16 protein-coding genes are annotated in these 17,553 nt (G+C 54.2%); 4 read left to right on the forward strand and 12 right to left on the reverse strand.

Going from position 1 to position 17,553, the window contains the following annotated elements; all coding sequences use genetic code 11:
- Positions 1–65: 65 nt before the first annotated feature.
- The 4 genes from potE to GE278_03940 all read right to left on the reverse strand — a co-directional run bounded on the left by potE (position 66) and on the right by GE278_03940 (position 5,271).
- Entirely contained in the window at positions 66–1,382 is a 1,317-nt protein-coding gene (gene potE, locus GE278_03925) for a putrescine-ornithine antiporter (GenBank protein QLK59984.1), read from the reverse strand.
- Positions 1,383–1,396: 14 nt separating this feature from the next.
- Positions 1,397–3,610 (reverse strand): ornithine decarboxylase SpeF, encoded by a 2,214-nt coding sequence (gene speF, locus GE278_03930; GenBank protein QLK59985.1) that lies wholly within the window; start codon positions 3,608–3,610, stop codon positions 1,397–1,399.
- 291 nt (positions 3,611–3,901) lie between these two features.
- Positions 3,902–4,006, reverse strand: a complete 105-nt coding sequence (locus tag GE278_03935) for a DUF2618 domain-containing protein (GenBank protein QLK59986.1) — start codon at positions 4,004–4,006, stop codon at positions 3,902–3,904.
- 446 nt (positions 4,007–4,452) lie between these two features.
- Positions 4,453–5,271, reverse strand: a complete 819-nt coding sequence (locus GE278_03940; GenBank protein QLK59987.1) for a shikimate 5-dehydrogenase — start codon at positions 5,269–5,271, stop codon at positions 4,453–4,455.
- Positions 5,272–5,404: 133 nt separating this feature from the next.
- Here GE278_03940 and alkB point away from each other — a divergent pair, with 133 nt between their 5' ends.
- Together alkB and GE278_03950 are read left to right on the forward strand one after the other, a co-directional pair.
- Entirely contained in the window at positions 5,405–6,058 is a 654-nt protein-coding gene (gene alkB, locus GE278_03945; protein ID QLK59988.1) for a DNA oxidative demethylase AlkB, read from the forward strand.
- Positions 6,059–6,159: 101 nt separating this feature from the next.
- The gene (locus GE278_03950; GenBank protein ID QLK59989.1) at positions 6,160–6,639 is read left to right on the forward strand and encodes a cold shock domain-containing protein; all 480 of its coding nucleotides are present in this window, start codon (positions 6,160–6,162) and stop codon (positions 6,637–6,639) included.
- A gap of 48 nt (positions 6,640–6,687) precedes the next feature.
- On the opposite strand, the gene GE278_03955 is transcribed toward GE278_03950, so the two are convergent.
- The 6 genes from GE278_03955 to GE278_03980 all read right to left on the reverse strand — a co-directional run bounded on the left by GE278_03955 (position 6,688) and on the right by GE278_03980 (position 12,693).
- Positions 6,688–7,653 carry a spore coat protein U gene (locus GE278_03955; GenBank protein ID QLK59990.1) on the reverse strand — a complete coding sequence of 322 codons (966 nt, stop codon included), beginning with the start codon at positions 7,651–7,653 and terminating at the stop codon, positions 6,688–6,690.
- Positions 7,637–10,186, reverse strand: a complete 2,550-nt coding sequence (locus GE278_03960; GenBank protein ID QLK59991.1) for a fimbria/pilus outer membrane usher protein — start codon at positions 10,184–10,186, stop codon at positions 7,637–7,639. The genes GE278_03955 and GE278_03960 overlap by 17 nt, the downstream gene beginning before the upstream one ends.
- A gap of 16 nt (positions 10,187–10,202) precedes the next feature.
- Positions 10,203–11,000: a fimbria/pilus periplasmic chaperone gene (locus GE278_03965; GenBank protein QLK59992.1), complete on the reverse strand. Its 798-nt coding sequence runs from the start codon at positions 10,998–11,000 to the stop codon at positions 10,203–10,205.
- Positions 11,001–11,018: 18 nt separating this feature from the next.
- Positions 11,019–11,549: a spore coat protein U gene (locus GE278_03970; GenBank protein ID QLK59993.1), complete on the reverse strand. Its 531-nt coding sequence runs from the start codon at positions 11,547–11,549 to the stop codon at positions 11,019–11,021.
- A gap of 13 nt (positions 11,550–11,562) precedes the next feature.
- Positions 11,563–12,078, reverse strand: a complete 516-nt coding sequence (locus tag GE278_03975) for a spore coat protein U (protein ID QLK59994.1) — start codon at positions 12,076–12,078, stop codon at positions 11,563–11,565.
- A 69-nt stretch (positions 12,079–12,147) separates the two neighbouring features.
- On the reverse strand, positions 12,148–12,693 hold the full coding sequence (locus GE278_03980) for a spore coat protein U (GenBank protein QLK63180.1): 546 nt from the start codon (positions 12,691–12,693) through the stop codon (positions 12,148–12,150).
- 426 nt (positions 12,694–13,119) lie between these two features.
- Between GE278_03980 and GE278_03985 the strand changes: the two genes are divergently transcribed.
- The gene (locus GE278_03985; protein ID QLK59995.1) at positions 13,120–13,896 is read left to right on the forward strand and encodes a YdcF family protein; all 777 of its coding nucleotides are present in this window, start codon (positions 13,120–13,122) and stop codon (positions 13,894–13,896) included.
- Here the strand turns inward: GE278_03985 and GE278_03990 are convergent.
- Positions 13,875–15,407 carry an MFS transporter gene (locus GE278_03990; GenBank protein ID QLK59996.1) on the reverse strand — a complete coding sequence of 511 codons (1,533 nt, stop codon included), beginning with the start codon at positions 15,405–15,407 and terminating at the stop codon, positions 13,875–13,877. The two genes, GE278_03985 and GE278_03990, sit on opposite strands and share 22 nt — an antisense overlap.
- A gap of 115 nt (positions 15,408–15,522) precedes the next feature.
- On the opposite strand from GE278_03990, the gene GE278_03995 reads away from it, so the two are divergent.
- Entirely contained in the window at positions 15,523–16,404 is an 882-nt protein-coding gene (locus GE278_03995) for a LysR family transcriptional regulator (protein QLK59997.1), read from the forward strand.
- Here the strand turns inward: GE278_03995 and GE278_04000 are convergent, their stop codons facing one another.
- On the reverse strand, positions 16,405–17,535 hold the full coding sequence (locus GE278_04000) for an aminotransferase class I/II-fold pyridoxal phosphate-dependent enzyme (GenBank protein ID QLK59998.1): 1,131 nt from the start codon (positions 17,533–17,535) through the stop codon (positions 16,405–16,407).
- Between the last annotated feature and the right edge of the window lie 18 nt (positions 17,536–17,553).

Raw genomic sequence — 17,553 nt, forward strand, 5'->3', positions numbered from 1 at the left:
ATAACTCTCTGAAAAGAGGATAAATCCAAAGGCCCCGACATTTCTGGCGGGGCCTTTTGTTGCGGTTAAATTTTCTTCTCTGCTATTTCAAAACGAGGTGAAACCAGTCCGTATAGCGTCCAGCCAAGGAAAGTAGCAATCGCGCCCCACATCATGGCTTCTTCACCTGAACTGTAGAGTGCATAGAAACTGTAAAGCGCACCCACTCCGGCAATGACATTGGCAATTTTGGCTTTACCTTCCGGTACTTTCGCCACTTTCTGGATAATGACCAGCGCGGCCATCGACAGAATATACGGGATGATATTGGTCACTACTGCCAGATTGACCAGCGTATCAAACTGTTTACTCAGAGAAGGGCTGATGGTCATTAATGACAAAGCACTCTGGAAAATCACGATGGTCAGCATCCCTTTCACTGGTGCATCGGCTTTATTGAGTTTTGAAAATATTTTCGGGAAGAAACCACTGTCCGCTGAAGATTTAAATACCTGAGCGATGGTAAATTGCCAGCCAAGCAGTGAACCGACGCAGGACATAATCATCAGAGCCATGATGATTTTCCCGACTGTAGGATTAAACATATGTGAGAACGCCAGCCCGAACGGGGCGGTGGAATTTGCCAGATCCATATTGGGGACAATACCGGCAATCACATTGGTTGAAACCACATAAATCACTGCGGCACCCAGAGTACCGCCGAGAACCGCAATCGGGACATTGCGTTCAGGGTTTTCTACCACGTCCGTGTTGGCGCAGGCAGATTCCAGCCCCAGAAATGCCCATAATGTCATGGAGATAGATGCACCGATGGCTTTAAATGTCGGTACAGCGTGTGGGTTCCATGCGGCCATATAGGCTTCACCGCTAAACCAGTACCAGCCAATAATCGAGATGCCGACCACCGGGATAATGACCCCCCAGACGGTGACTGAACTGATTTGTCCGGTAATACGTGCACCACCGAAGTTAGCCACGGTGGCCAGCCACAGTACGGCGATGGTTGCGATGCAGATCCCTAACGGAGGTAAAGCAACGCCGAATAATTCGGTGCCGTAACCCACGGCGGAAATAGCGATGGCAATATTGGCGATCAGCAGAGAAACGCCGTAGGTATAGTTAGCCATGAAGTTACCAGACTTACCGAAGGCATATTCCGCATAACCGCCCATTCCTCCTGATTTTCGACTAAACATGCCGCATTTGGCGAACGCGAAGGCCAGAGCCATCGAGCCGAGTGCGGTGACCAGCCACGAAACGATGGAAATTGTTCCGACTTCGGCCAGTTTGGTCGGTAGCATAATAATGCCGGAGCCCATCATATTCACCGCGGTGAGGATCGTTAACTGTACAACCCCCATTTTATTATTTGATTTACTCATGAGTTTTTTCTCTATTATCTGGCTGTCAGAAGTGATGAATAATCAACGGTGGTATTTTTTTGATCTTTATTCTTAATCATGTAACCGTAAGCCCTGTTCCAGCCATCTTCATCTTGCTGGATATAAACACCCTGTAATTCTGGCGCGAAGCCGGGTAATAAATTGATACCTTCCTCAAGCGCAAGGAAATAACGTTGTGCCGCACCACCCCATACTTCTCCCGGAACCACACACAGTACGCCAGGAGGATATGGCAGCGCACCTTCTGCCGCTATTCTGCCTTCTGCTTTAACCAGTGGGACTAATTCTGCATTCCCACGGACAAACTCAATATTGGCATCCTGTGGGTTCATCACTACGCGCGGGAAATTAACTTTTCGGAACATTTCTTTTTGCAATGTTTTGACGTCATAACTGACGTACAAATCATGCATCTCCTGGCAGAGTTGTCGCAGCGTATAATTCTCATAGCGTTGCTGATGATTTTTATATACGCTCGGCAATACTTCGCTTAACAGCGAATCCTGTTCGATATGTTTTTCAAAGCGGGCTATCAGCGCTACCAGATGCTGCATTTTCGCCATATCTTCTGCAGGCGTCAGCAGGAACAGAATTGAATTCAAGTCACATTTTTCCGGGACGATACCGTTTTCACGTAAATAATGCGCCAGAATCGTGGCCGGAATACCGAATTCGGTATATTCACCGCTTTCGGTATTAATCCCCTGAGTCGTCAGCAGCAGCTTGCAAGGATCGACAAAATATTGCGCCTCACCATATCCATCAAACCCGTGCCATTTCTGATCTGGTGCGAAATTAAAGAAGCGCAAATCTTCCGCCATCACGGCGGTGTCATAAGATTGCCACGGTTTGCCATCCACAACGGGCGGGACGAACGGCAGGATCAGATGGCAGGAGGCAAGCAGCATTTTTCGGGCTTCGATGCCCACGCGAACGCACTCTTTCCACATGCGCTGGCCGCTTTTGCCTTCGTGCATTTTGGCGTTAACGTCCAGTGCGGCAAAGAGGGGATAAAACGGGCTGGTGGAGGCGTGCAGCATAAAGGCATTGTTGAACCGCTTGTGATTACAATAACGATCCTGCCCTTTGATATGTTTATCTTTTTTATGAATTTGTGAAGTCTGGGAAAAGCCAGCCTGTTGCTTATGTACTGACTGGGTGACGATGATACCAGGGTCATTTTCAGTCAGTTCCAGCAGAAGCGGCGAACAGTCTTTCATCATCGGGATAAATTGTTCGTATCCAACCCACGCCGAATCAAACAGGATGTAATCACACAGATGGCCGATTTTATCTACCACCTGACGCGCGTTATAAATTGTGCCGTCGTAGGTGCCTAGCTGAATGATTGCCAGACGGAAAGGCCGGGCTTTCGCGGCATGTTCTGGCGAAACATCGCGGATTTGCTGACGCAATTCACGCTCTTCAAAACAATGCGCATCAATTCCGCCGATCAGGCCAAACGGATTTCGCGCGGTTTCCAGATAAACCGGTGTCGCACCCGCCTGGATCAGAGCACCATGATGATTGGATTTATGATTATTACGATCAAATAGCACCAGGTCGCCACGGGTCAGCAGGGCGTTAGTGGCGACTTTGTTCGAGGCTGACGTGCCGTTGAGCACAAAGTAGGTTTTATCCGCATTGAACACTTTCGCCGCATGTTTTTGTGCGGAACACGGCGCGCCTTCGTGAATCAGTAAGTCACCGAGTTTAACGTCGGCATTACACATGTCTGAGCGGAACAGATTTTCCCCAAAAAAATCGAAGAACTGACGGCCTGCCGGATGTTTACGGAAGAACTCGCCGCCCTGATGGCCGGGGCAGGCAAACGTCGCGTTACCCATTTCGACATATTTCGTCAGAGTATTGAAGAATGGTGGCAGCAGTTCGCTTTCATATTTTACCGCTGCTGCTTCCAGCTGCTTGCCGTAGAACTGGGTGTTTTTGCCACAGAGTTCAAATACGCCATGCAGTTCTGGCAGTACATCGGTATTAAGTTCTTCTTCACAGCACACTGCCACAAACAACGGAATATCCAGCCCGATGTCTTTAATGTGCAATACCATGCCGTTTTGAACATCGTCAACAGAAAGAACTACGGCGGCGATATCGGTGAAATCGGTGTGGTGAACATCAATCACTTCTCGTGCTGTTTCGAAACATGCCAGTGTGGCGTCATTAGCGGCAATTTTTAATTTTTTCATTTTTCTCATTCTTCAGGCGAAGTCATCCCGCGACAAAATAATGTTTTTGCCGGAAATTATTTTTCGCCAAAATAAAGGTGTGCGGAATCGCTGTAATAACCAGAGGTTAATACAGATATGCATTTATTTTGCGAAATGTAACATGTTAATTATCAGGTATTGCGTTCGGGTCTTAATTGTCAGTCAGTCAAAATGAAATGAAAGACAATAGTGTGCCATCGCCAAAAGGCAATTTTAAATAATAGGGCATAAGACGTTCTGCAATACGTAATAAGAACGTAACGGGGAGGGTTATCGGAAATTGAAGAAAGCGAAGCTAAAGCAACTGCGGTGAGCCATCATCATAAGATGTGTGGTTCGTCGTATATGTGCCATTTTGCGATTATTATTTTCCATTGCAATCGACCTTGTTGAGTTAAATAGCGCGGCCATTCTATCGCCAGCAGTAACCCATGTTGTGATCTCTGTCACGAAAGTTGTGCATAAACTAAACCGGTATTCATAAATTATGCGTTTTTCATAAACATAAATGAATATTTACAGCATAATCTGGTGATATAAATGTTAAAAAGATCGCTACGGAATAATCGTAAATGGCCAGGTAATGTTCCGGCTAAAGATCAGTTTGTGATTACACGGGCGTAATTCCCGCTAAGTTGTAGTAGTGATGTTACTAACTGGAAGATGAGGCTATTTTGCATTTCGCATGTTAATGCATAATTATTTGCATACTTATGCACTCGCTAAAAATTAAGAATAATTCTCGGAATTTGTGAGGGTGAGCAGAATGATTGTAAATCCCTGACCGGTTCGTCAGGGATTTATATTGGCAGAACCGGAAATCAGCTGCGGGCAAAGGCTGCAGCTTCTTCTACCAGTTCATCCGATGGCCGTTTGCCGGTGTACAACACGAACTGTTCCACAGCCTGTAATGCAGCAACTTCTGCGCCGGTGATGACTTTCTTGCCGTGTTCACGGCCATAGCGGATAAGCGGCGTTTCAACCGGCAGGGCGACGACGTCAAAGACGATGCTGGCGCGGTCAATCACTTGCGGCTCAAACGCCAGTGAATCGACTTCCGGGCCACCGGCCATACCGATTGGCGTGACGTTGACAAGCATATCCACCGGCAAATCGCCGACTTCAGCTTTCCATTCGTAACCGTATTCTTCGGCCAGCGCACGGCCATTGGCTTCGTTGCGGGCGATGATATAACCGCTTTTGAACCCGGCGTCACGGATGGCTGCAACCACCGCTTTGCCCATGCCACCACTGCCACGCAGGGCGAAAACCGCATCACGCGGGACTTTATGGCTGTCGAGCAGTTTGGCGACGGCGATGTAGTCAGTGTTATAGGCGCGCAGGAATCCGTCGTCGTTGACGATAGTATTCACCGACGCAATGGCAGTGGCGGACGGATCCAGTTCATCGAGGAACGGAATGCAGGCTTCTTTGAACGGCATGGACACCGCACAGCCGCGGATCCCCAGCGCCCGGACGCCTTTGACCGCGGATTCGATATCTTTGGTGCTGAATGCCTTGTAGACGAAGTTCAGGTCTAACGCCTGATACAGGTAGTTATGAAAACGGGTACCGAAATTTCCCGGACGACCAGAAAGGGACATGCATAACTGCGTGTCTTTGTTGATTTCCCGACTCATGATGTTCTCCTAATAGGGTATTTTTGATTTCATTGAACCTTAGCTGAAACGTTACAACCCTACAATAATCTGGATTCTGAGTCTGTCTCAAACCTGCTGTTATAATTAACGGTGTAACGCTCTGGAGGCTGATATGAATTTAGATCTTTTTGATCATCCTGATTTTCATCCCAACTGGCGTGAGGATCTTGGCCCCGGCGCGGTGGTATTACGCGGTGCGGCGCTGGAAGATGACGTGAAGCTGCTGGCGGAGATCGACCGGATCGCCGGACTGGTACCGTTTCAGTACCGTGCGACGCCGGGCGGTTATGCGATGTCGGTGGCGATGACCAACTGCGGGGATTTTGGCTGGGTGACCGACAAAGCGGGTTACCGCTATCAGGCAACATCCCCGGAAAATCAGCAGCAGTGGCCAGCGATGCCTGCGCTGTTTCGCGCTATTGCGGTAAAAGCGGCACAAGAGGCGGGTTTTTCCGGTTTTGATCCCGATGCGTGTCTCATCAACCGGTATCAGCCGGGGGCCAAAATGAGCCTGCATCAGGACAAAGACGAGCATGACTTTGGGCAGCCGATCGTCTCCGTCTCGCTCGGATTACCGGCGGTATTTCAGTTCGGCGGCATGGAGCGCAGCGACAAAACCCAGCGGGTACAGCTTACGCACGGCGATATCGTGGTGTGGGGCGGGCCGTCGCGGTTGCGCTATCACGGCGTTTTACCGCTGAAAGCGGGAGAGCATCCCCTGACCGGGTCTTACCGCTTTAATCTGACCTTCAGAAAGGCTCATTAACGCAGGGAAAAGGCAGTAATTCGCAGGACTTTGTCGTCATTCTGCATTACACTGCCGCCCTGCAAAATAGACATCTTGAACGAATAATTAGGCGGTAAGCGATGAACGGCATAATCACAACCTGGTTTGAAGATAAAGGTTTCGGTTTTATCAAAGATGAAAACGGCGATAACCGTTATTTCCACGTGATTAAAGTCGCAAACCCGGATCTGATTAAGAAAGACGCAGTAGTGACCTTTGAGCCGACTACTAATAACAAAGGCCTGTCTGCCTTTGCGGTGAAAGTCGAGCCAGAGAGCAAATATATCTTTATTGCCGGTGAGCGTATTAAAATCACCAGCATCAAATCCTTCCTCGCATTTAGCGAAGAAGTGCCGGCGGATTCTCAGATAGACAAAGAGAACGCCGTGCTGTCCGTGGGCCTGCTGATGAATCGCATCCGCCCGCAGGAAGAAGAGAAAAAAGCGGCCACGCGCACGCTGAAAAAACTGGCGATCACCACCTTCCAGAACACCACCCACGTGTTTTCTGAAGATGAAATTGACGTCGATGCCACCATGAAAATCCTCAAAGGGCTGTAAGCCTTTCAGCCGGTGCGTTCCCCGCGCACCGGTTCTGTTCTCCCTTCTTTAATACGTTACCGTCACCAATACCGTATCGCTGTAATTTCCGGCGGGCACGTTTGCCTGCGTGGCATTTACCGTCGCGGTATAGGGAATGCTTTGTGATAAACCGGTGCCCGTCGCCCCGGTATTGTTGGCAGTGGTCCACACGGTCGCATCAGATTTCAGTAACTGGTATTGCAGATAGCTGGTCACCGAGTTGACCGTTGATGACATCTGCCGGTATGAGCCGTTGCTGTTATTGCTGCTGTTGAGGTTTACGCTGTACGTCGCACCCAAAGTACAGCGGACACTCAGCGCGTTGGAGGTCACGGAAGCAAAGCCTGCCGGGAATGCCGCTGAGCCGAAATTGACGTTGGGCGCACTGTCGATATAACAATAGTTGGTCACCACCAGCGTGACGGCGATGGTGGTATTGGCCGTGCCGTCGCTGTAAACGCAAAGCCCGGCTACGCCGATAAAACAGATGTGATAGGCCCAGCTGATGTTTATGGTATCTGTGTAGGTTCCGGCCTGCAGGTTAGAGCCAGTCGAGGTTTTCAGGTACAGCGGCAGACTGCCGTCACTGGCGTTAAACAGTCCCAAAAGCCCGAGCAGAGTGGTGCTGCTCCAGGTCGTCGATGAACCGACATTAACCTGCGTGGCACAGGCACTGTCCTGACAAATAATGTAAGGCAAATACTGTTTGCTGGTGGCGTTATAGAGCCGTGCGGAGGTGCCGGTGGCATTGGCCGTCGAAGCAATGGTCGCGGTCACCGTGTTGTTGCTGAGCAAGGAAAGGACACTGCCGGTGCACACAAAGCCGCTGGTGGCTGTGACCTGTTCGGCGGTGGTACCAACGGTAAATGAGTTATTGGAAGCAAACGTTCCGCTACCGGAAGAGCTGGTACACGCCGCCTGTGCGAACTGAATGCTGAAAAGCAGCACGCCGGACATCAGCATTCTGACCGTCCATCTACGGATTCTGTTCATTATTCTCTCCTGATACCGGGCCGTTGCGACAGACCAGCGGGCCGACCTGCTCGATGCTGTGACTGTTAATATTGAGGTCAAAGCCAATCCGGCAAACTGAGCCATCTTCCTGACGTATGCTCAACATATTGTGAGGAGCAAGATTGCTGAAATAGGCCAGCCCGCCATAGCCCACGACGGTGGTTTGCTGGCTGTTTTGTTCGGTCACCAGTGTGCCGATTTTCAACGGCTGTCCCTGGCCGTTGTGCAGCGTGATATTGGCGGACAGGACTTTTTTCACCCGGAACTCCACCACCACGCCGCTGCTCTGGCGCACGGAAATTTTGTCCGTGACGCGGGTTGCCACCACGTCAGCCGGTAACGGCAAAGTATCGATATCCACCTTCGCCGGATAATAAGAACTGACCGTCGGGATCAGTAAGTGGCCGTTTTTATCAGTATTGCCCTGTTTTTGATTCTCATACATCACAGGCACCCCCGCATAATTTCCGGTATCCACCACAATAAAGGCGTCGTTGATTTTGTCTGAAAGGAAGAAATCATTGGCCATAAACACCACCGATCCGCTGAGATCTGCCCAGTTAGTGTATTTGCTGGTTTCGCCGTACATTCCGCCTTCCAGCGTGGCGTAGCGTGTTTTCCACGTCGCATCGGCCTGCTGATACGGATCCCGACCGCCCGTATAGGCCAGATTCCACCCCAGTCCGCCGTCAGTTGGCGCGGTTTTGCTGGCGCTGAGCTGCTCCTGATAATTACCCGCGCTGTCGCGTTGCATCCCGGCGGTGACGCTGGCCCCCGAATCCAGCGGTACGATGAACTGCAACTGCGCGCTGTAACCGCTGTCGCTCAGCGTTTTGTTCACCGACAGGAACATGCTGCTTTGCCCCCACAGCGAGCGGCTGTAGGAAAGATTAAGCAATCGTGTATGGCTGCGGTCGTAGGCTTCGACGTCGTAATATCCGATGCCCACCGTGCCGTTAGACGGGCCGAACGGTGAGGTACTGAATGTCACCTGATCGGCCTGACGACTGAGGCGGGTATCGCTGGTGTAAGATGTCAGATCCTGAAAGCCCGGACTGCGGGTGGAGCGCAGCGCCGAAAGGCTGAAGCGGGTGGAATAGTAGGAATACCCAATCGTATACTGATTGCCGCTTTTTTGGTCAGTGTCACCGTTAGCATTGGGCGACGCGCTGATCATCCCGTTATTGTTCGGCACCCCGTTGATGTTGAGGTTAGTGCTGTTGTTGTCGGTATTGAGTTCGCCGCTGTCCGTCGGCGCACGACTGGCGCGGCTCTGGCTGCCGGAAACGCTGAGTGTTCCCCAGTGTCCGACCGCCATGTCGGCACCGATGCCGCCGAGCGCCAGCCCCTGCGTGGCTTCCCCGTGCGAGGAGAGCGTCAGGTAATTATTGATACCGTAACGATAAATGCCACTGAACGCGGCGTCGGAATAATCCCCGCTGGTAATACCGTAATTTTGCCGTACTGCCCCCAGTGACAAATCGAAATCACTCAGCCCCTTGCTCAGCAGGGTGTTCGACACATAAAACGGTACACTGGTGGACACCTGACGGCCAAGGGCGTCGGTGGTGACGACGGTCGCTTCTCCGGCACCGTTGATGTAGGGCACGTTGGTCAGCGTAAAGGGGCCAGAATTCAGGTTGTTGCTGCTGGCTTTGTATCCGTTGAGGAACAGATCCACCGTGGTCGGTACCGCCGCAGTGCCGCTGTATTGCAGCAACGGATAGGTCACCAAATCAGGCCGCACGCTGAAGTTACGGCTGATACGTAAACCGGCCATACGCGCCGAATTACTCCAGGTCAGCGAGTTACTGACGAAATCCCCCACCTGATAGCTGATCAGCCGCTGTTCGTCGTTGTACCGCCAGTAGGTGTCGTAGCGCAGATAACCGTCCTGCGCGGTGCCGCCGTCATTCCCGCCGTTATCCATGTTATAACGCCAGGTGCCGGTATTGGTCAGAATGCCGACGCTGCTGAATAACCGCTGTTCCAGATAAGTAGCGACCGAGCGCGGCCCGTCGTGCGGATCGGTGTAATAGGCGTCGTAGTTAAACAGCAAACCGGTGCTGCTTTGTGCGGGCGTGTAGCCGATCAGGTTATCGCCGCTGACATCCTGCTTTGGCAACCAGTCATCCGGTACCTGAATGATCATCTGCTGAAGGGCGGCGTTATAGGTGGCTTTCACGCCGGGCAGCGCGGAGATGTTCACCAGCCCCTGTTGCTGGCCGTTAGTGTGCACATGGTTTTTCGCCAGTACGCCGGACTCCACAAAATAGGCATTGCTGCGCCAGATGACCGGCACCACCTGATTATCGGTCTGGCCGTTTACCACCAGCGTCAGATAATAGGTGGCATCCATGACTACCGGCGCGGCACGCGGCGCATCCGGCAGCGCGCCGTACTCATCGGCCTGAGCCAGCAGCGAAAATACCGACATGCTGACGCTGCCTGCATAGATCAGGCGCAGGCAGAAGGATCGTCTGCAAGTCAGCTTCCGGTGTCGTGATGACATCTTTGAGGTCCCGGCCTTATTCGCTGCGCGGGATCACGACAGGCTGGGTGTTATCCGCAATTTGTGCGTTGAGCTGTCCGCCAGGGAAAACCCCCGCCGGCACCGGCCAGCGCATTTCCTGTCCCGGCAACACATATCCCATAAATCCGCTGACCATGGTTTTGACGCCCTGTTTGTTATTGCCATTCGCTGACCAGAATACGTTGCTCAGGCGCGCGTGAACGGAGCCGGTATTTCGGACTTTCAGCAGCATTTTGCCGCCTTCTGTGTCTACGCTCCATTTCAGTACCGGTTTCGTGGCCGAAGCTGGATCGCGTTTCACATCGGTACGGTCGTTGGTCCATATGCCTTCGCCATCGAGGAATAACGGCAGCAGATAACGCATCTGCAATTGCAGGCCGACCACCGCTTTGGACTGACCTTCCGGGGAAGCATTCAGTGACGATGGGATTTCATCAATGATAATGCGAAATGATTTTTCGGTTTTCGCAGGGACAGGCGTATTGCGGATCAGGCGGATCAGCTGGCGCTGGCCGGGAGCCACGGTGGCAAACGGCGGGCTGGCAACCACCTGGGTTTGATCGGCATAGCGTTCGTTAAAATTCTCCTGCTTCCACGCCATCACCCGTACCTGCAATGACACCGGATCTGCCCCGCGATTTTCCAGCCACAGGGCGGAACCGTTCTGGTCGGCTTCAATAATCTGATACACCGGCCAGACCAGCACCGAACTGGCGGCAATAACCTGTCCGCTCGCGCACAGCGCACACACCAAAATCAGACGGGCAATAACGCGTAAAAAAGTCACAGTCATAGTTCACATCCTGATGATTCAATAAGTTAATGTCACGGTCACCGTGTCGGTGTAAGTGCCCGCAGTGGGTGATGTCGTGAATGAAAACAACCGGGCATAGACCGGGTAAGTTTGTGTCGTGGCCGGAAAGCTGCTGACGGTCATCGCCAGCGCAGCCGTTCCCCACACCTTGGTATGGGCTGAGTCCTGATAAAGCTGATAAGCCAGCGTGGCGGTAGCACCGCTGTTGGCCATGTAACGTTGTGTCGCCGAACCGCCGTGGGTGCCGTAATCCATGGCAATCGCCACCGTCGCGCCGGGCGTGCAGGTCACGACGACGGAACCGGCGCCGGAGGTGCTGACCACATCGACATTGGTGGGGACGGAGGCAAAAGAGCCAAAGTTGATGGTGCCGAGGCTGGTCACCGGGCTGCTGAGGGAAGTGCCAAACGCGCAGCCGTTGGTGATGGTGGCGTTGACGGTAAAGCTGCTCGTGGCGGTAGCTGCCAGCAAGGCAGGGGAAAAGAGGAATGACAACGAAGCCAGCAGGAAGAGGGCGCATTCAGACATTTTGCGGCCCCCGCTACCAGCTGACGGTAACATTGACCGTGTCCGTATACACACCGGCAGCGGGGGTCGTTTGCATCGGCACGCGGCCATACACCGGGTACCACTGATCGGCGCCGGAACCCGTGCCGCTCAGGCCGGTGATGTTGTCCCAGATCGTAGTGCGTGGCGCGCTGGTATAGAGGTTATAGGCTACCGTTAACGCGCTGTTGGTGGTGTTAGCCATCTTGCGGGCGGTTACGCTGCCCGCTGTACCGCCATCCATCAGGATTTTGTAGCTCAGTCCGTTGACGCAATTCACCCGAATCGATCCCGCCAGCTGGGCGCTGGTGACGTTAATTGCGTTGGTCAGGGTGGCATAGTTACCAAAGTTGAGCGTGCCGAACGTCGTGCTGCTGCCCACCGTCGTGCCTGCCGTACAGGCAGGCAGCAGCGTCGCGGTGATCCCAAGCGTCGCAGAATAGGCAGACGGGATAGCCGCCTGACATAGCAGCGCAATCAGGGCTGGCAACAACAGTACTTTGATGTCCATGACCATTCCTTCCTTGACTGACCCTCTTTCCAATCGTTCAGGGCCTCTCAACCCTGACGTGTCAGCGAATTACCAGGCAAGGGTGGCGACGACCGTATCGTTGTAAGTTCCCGCAGCCGGTGTCGTACTGGTCTGGTCAGCAGGCAGTACGCGACCATAAATCGGAATATTTTGCGCAGTGGTGCCTGTACCGAGAGTGATCGGCGTATTGATCGCGATTTCGGTAGTACGTGCCGTGTCGGAATAAAGACGATAAGGGATGCTGTTACCGCTGGAGGTCATGGTACGCAAACCGCCGGCTGCGGCGAGGCCGCCGTTGAGGGAGAGGGTCGGGCTCAGACCGGTACTGCACGTGACGGTCACCGCGCTGGTGCCGTTAGCGCCGAGCACTGTCCCGTTGATTACGCTGGTTAAATCGGCGTAATTACCAAAGTTCAACGTACCCCACTGGTTAGTCCCGCCGGTGGCGGTGCCGTTACCGACGGTACACCCGGTGCTGATGGTCAGCTGAACGCCTACTTGCCCTGTTAATGTCCCGGCTGCCTGTGCGCCTGCGGTCAGGGTTAACGTTGCCGCGGCCAGAATAGCCAGTAATAAAGAATTTTTTTCGCCCATAATGACTCCCAATACCTGCTTACACTGGTGTGCATGCATGCCATCGCTGCGCAACGGCATGTGGAAATCCTCTGGTGGTCATGAAGTAATCAAAACAGCTAAAAAAAACAATTACCGGCGACAAAGCGGGCGGGATTCGTGTTTCTCACAAGCCTTGAAAAGATCCCTGACCCTAACAACATGATGAAGTCGGCCGTTAAGGTTAAATATAAGTTAATAAATTTACCTTAAGGGGATCTTTACGCGTTTTTGTCGAATAAGGATAAAAACACCATAAAAACAAAATTAGTGAATTTTTATCCCGACAAAATGACATTTTTTATATTTAATGATTGGTGTTCCTCATGTGATCGGTGAGGTTTTTTAACCATTTTTTGAGTGGTGTTATAGGTTTATGATAGTCATCTTTATCAGACGGAGGCTGTGATGTTTTCTGACGCTGTGATTGACGATATGAACCGGCTGGCGCGATTTCTCTCTGCGGACCAGACCTTGGGAAATGGCCCTGCGGGCGAACCAACGCTGCTGATCCTGCTGGGGAATGCCATTTTACCCACCGCCGAAGCAGCATTTCAGGCGCGGGCACAGGGCAGGGTTTCACGTTTACTGATCGCCGGAGGCATCGGTCATTCGACTGAACTTTTGTACCATACCGTGCAGCAGCATCCGCGCTATCAGCACATTGCGACGGCTGGCCGCAGCGAAGCCGACGTGTTAGGAGATATCGCCGTACAGTGTTTTGGCCTGCAGCCTGAGCAAATGCTGCTGGAAACCGGTTCTACTAATTGCGGCGATAATGCCGTGCAGGCGCGGCGCGTGCTGGAGCAGGCGGGTGATGCACATACGCACATCCTGCTCACGCAGGATCCGCTGATGCAGCTGCGCACCGACGCCAGTTTCCGTCACGTCTGGCGCGACCGGCCCGATGTCATTTTTACCCGCTGGCCGGTGCTTACCCCGCAGCTTGAGCGGGACGACCACGGCCTGCGGTTTGCCGGTTGTGATAATCAAAGCCTGTGGTCACTGCCGCGTTTTATCTCCCTGCTGTTGGGCGAGATCCCGCGTCTGCGTGATGCACCCGGCGGATATGGCCCGCGCGGAGCGGGCTTTATTGCGAAGGTGGACATACCGGCGGAGATTGAAGAAACCTATGCCCGGCTGCGTCCTGTACTGGAAGCAGATTACGGCGACAGATCGTTCTGACCGGCGGGCGCGGCTTCACTTTCCTGCTGATTGCCTTTCAGCGCCAGCAGTACCACCAGCGCGGAAAACAGCGTGATCGCCATCAGGCAGAGCAGCAGCGGATGCAGCGCTGCGGTGTATAACTGCTGAAGCTGCGCCGTGCTGGCCTGCGGAAGCAGTTGCTGCGCCACCGTCAGATTCCCTGTCGCCAGCCGCTGCGCCGCCTGACTGAGGTCGCCGGAGGTGAAATGCGCCGTCAGCGCGCTGTGGCTCATTGAGGCGAGGATTGCACCGACGATCGCCAGCGAAATCCCTTCGCCAGCGACGCGGGTGGTGCTGAAAATTCCGGTCGCCATCCCCGCGCGTTCTTTCGGAACCACGCTGACCGATAAGCCGTCCATCAGCCCCCACGGAAGACCGGTGCCGATGCCAATTATCAGCATCGGCGCAACCATCGCCGTTATGTTTTGCGCCAGAATCGCCTGACTCAGCCAGCCCAGCCCGGCGGCGGCAATGACCAGCCCCGATGTACAGAGCACGCCAGCGGAAATCCAGCGCGTCAGCCACGCCGCCAGCAGCGGAACCACCAGCATCGGTACGGAAAGCGCCATCATCATCAGCCCGGCGCGTTCCTCACTCAGCCCTTTCACGCCAATAAACAGCATCGGCAAAATCACCAGCAGCACGACAAAACAGAACCCGGTCGCCAGCGGCAGCGCCTGCACGCCAATAAAGCGCACGTAGCGGAACAGCGATAAATCCAGCATCGGCTGCTTCACGCGCAACTCGACCCACACAAAAATGCCCAGCAGCAGTGCAGCACCGGCCAGCAGCGCCAGCACCTGCGGGCTTGGAATGCCGTATTGCGGAATGGCCATCAGCGCCCAGGTCAGCAACGCCAGCATGGCGGTAAACGACACCGTCCCCGGCCAGTCGATACCGGACGCCTGCGGATTACGCGTCTCGCGCATTTTTGACGCGCCGGTGATAAGCGCCAGCACGGCAATCACCGTCGCGGAAAAAAACACCGAGCGCCAGCCGAAATGGGCAATCAGCGCTCCGGCGAGAAACGGCCCGAACGCCAGCCCGACGCCAAAACTGCTGCCCATCAGGCTGAACGCGCGGGTGCGGGCAGCGCCGTCAAATTCCTGCGCCAGTGCGGCAGCGCCTCCGGCCAGCGCGGCGGCGGCGGCGACACCCTGCGCGGCGCGCAGCAGATCAATCCACAGCAGACTGCTGCTGAACGCCTGTAACAGGGAAAGCAGTGCAAACAGCGAAACCCCGCTAATAAAGACTTTTTTGCGGCCAATTTCGTCGGCCAGCGCACCGGCGGCCATCAGGAAACAGCCAAACGTCAGCATGAAGGAATTTGTGACCCAGCTCAGCGCCTGTGCGCTTCCGCCGAGTTCGCGGGCGATGGCAGGCGTCGCCACCGCACCGCTGACAAAGTTCAGCGGCAGGATCACCGCCGCAATGCAAACTGTCACCAGAACCCTGAGACTGCCCGCCGGATGCGTTGAGGATGTATTCATAAATTTGTCCCGTAGTGGTATATATCGGTGATGATAAATTGTCGGTAATCTGGCGGAAACAGGCTAAAAGTCCGATGATTCAGGACTAAAACGCTCGAATAAGAGAAAGGGATAAATGGATAATCTCAACGGGTTACTGGCATTTGTGCGTGCGGCGCAAAACGAGAGCTTCGCCGCGGCGGCGGAGCGGATGGGAATTTCGGCGTCAGCCGTGGGAAAAAGCGTGGCGCGACTGGAGGAAAAACTCAGCGTGCGGCTGTTTAACCGCAGCACGCGGCGCATCAGCCTGACCGATGAAGGCCAGTTATTTTTCGAGCGCTGCCAGAACATTGTGGCGCAACTGGAAGAGGCCGAGCAGGAGCTGGTGCGCATCTCCGCTGTGCCGCGCGGCAAATTGCGCATCACCGCGCCTGCCATCGGCTACCGGATTCTGCTGCCGCATCTGCCGGAATTCCGCCAGCGTTATCCGGAGGTCGAGCTGGATTTAGATTTCAGCGACCGGATGGTGGACGTGATTGATGAAGGGTTTGATATCGCTATCCGCAGCGGTGAGCTGAGCAGTTCGCAGATGATGTCCCGCCGCCTGGGGCCGTTTCGCTTTGCGATTGTCGGCAGTCCGCACTATTTCGCGCAACATGCCGTGCCGCTGACGCCGGAACACCTGCAACATCACGCCTGCCTGCGCTACCGGTTTCCGGGCAACGGTCAGTGGCAGGAATGGGCGACCAACAGCCCGATCCCGCCGGAACTGCCGCTGGCGCTAAGCAGCAATAATCTGGAATCCATTTTACAGGCAGCGTTGCAGGGGCTGGGTCTGGCGTATGTACCGGAGTTTATCGTGCGTAACTATGTGGCCTCCGGCGAACTGATCTCTGTGCTGGAGCCGCACCTGAAAGAGGGCGGCAAGTTCTCGGTCGTCTGGCCGAGCAGCCGCCACATGTTGCCGAAGGTGCGGGTATTTATTGATTTTCTGACGGAAAAACAGGTTCTATGCTGATCACTGTTTATCCAGCCATTTGCCCATTTCCGCCAGCGCCTGACTGAGATTGGCGCGGCCAAAACCGATGCGCAGGAAATCTTCTGAGACCGGGTTGAGTTCTGAGGCGTAGGTGACGGACGGAATGACCATCACGCCCGCTTCCTCCACCAGCCTCGTGGCAAAGATTTCTGCGCCTTCCGGCCCGGTATAACGCGGGAACGCCAGCACACCGGCCTTTGGCACGGCGAGAGTGAACCTGTCCGGATAGCGCGCCAGAAACGCGGTGAGCGCCGCGAGCTGGCTGCGCGAGCGCTCCATCACCCTTTCGAGGATCGGCGCGCGGGCGTTGAGCGCAAGGGCGGTCAGGAACTCGCCGGGCATGGAATTACAGATCGACAGATACTGTTTCATGCGTTCGAGTTTTTGCATCCACGCGTCGTCCTGACAGGCCACCCAGCCGATGCGCAGACCGGGCAATCCGTAGGCTTTCGAGGTGACGTTGAGCGAAATGCCGCGCTCGTAAACGTCCGCCAGCTGCGGCAGGCGATCCGCCGGGTCGAATTCGGTCAGGCGATATACTTCGTCGGAGAATATCCAGATCCCGCGCGCGCGGCACATTTCAATCAGTTCGTTCAACTGCATCCGCGAAATCAGCGCGCCGGTCGGGTTGTGCGGGAAGTTAATCACCAGCACTTTGGTATTCGCCCGCAGAGCCGCACGGACTTTTGCCGTATCCAGCGCCCAGCTGTCATTTTCATCCAGCGCCACGCCGGTCACGTCACAGCGCGACATTGGCACGCTCTCCAGCGACTGATAATTTGGCGTGATGACGACCGCATGATCGCCCGGTTCAAGCAGCATCTGAAAACTGGCGTAAATGGCTTCGTCGGCTCCGGCAAAGCTTATCACCTGCTGCGGCGTGATCTGCCGGTAGGTGGCAGCAATCGCCTCGAGTAATTCCGGCGTACCGCGCAGCGGTGGGTAATCCAGCATCGTTTGCATAAACGGCGCGCGATGCTCTTTTCCCGCCAGTTCAAACAGCGTATCGATGCTCATCGACTCCGGGTAGGAAGAGGAAAGCGGAAAACGGACGTCGTGTTCCAGCTGCGAGAGATAACTGATTAAACGAAAATCTTCAGGAAAAGACATGGCGTACCCGTGATAAAA

Source organism: Enterobacteriaceae bacterium Kacie_13 (genome assembly GCA_013457415.1).
Classification (GTDB): Bacteria; Pseudomonadota; Gammaproteobacteria; order Enterobacterales; family Enterobacteriaceae; genus Rahnella.